General features: G+C 57.6%; 1 protein-coding gene. It reads right to left on the minus strand.

Annotated features, from left to right (window positions below):
• Window positions 1-40 precede the first annotated feature (40 nt).
• A partial coding sequence (locus AC6LJ9_RS30725) for a transposase (RefSeq protein WP_498150468.1) occupies window positions 41-363 on the minus strand: 323 nt, incomplete at its 5' end.

Raw genomic sequence — 363 nt, forward strand, 5'->3', positions numbered from 1 at the left:
GGGAGTGTCAGAAATTCTGTGTTCAAGGCGGGCTTAGGAACTACACGGAAGGCCTGATAAACCGTTCCTGATAGAGGATAGCGAATTGGTTCATGGCCTGCTTCCAATCGCGAGCTGGCCGTCCCCAATCAGCGGTGATATTGCGCAGGGCCAGCCAGATCAGCTTTGTTGCGGCATCGTCGGACGGGAAATGACCTCGCGTCTTGATGATCTTGCGCAACTGGGCATTGATGCTCTCGATGGCGTTGGTCGTATAAATCACTCGGCGCACCTCTGGCGGAAATGCGAAGAAGGGAATCACGCGATCCCAGGCGCTGCGCCACGCGGCGCGGATCGTCGGGAATTTCTGCCCCCAGGGGCCTT

Source organism: Achromobacter sp. 1011811831, from assembly GCF_059760905.1.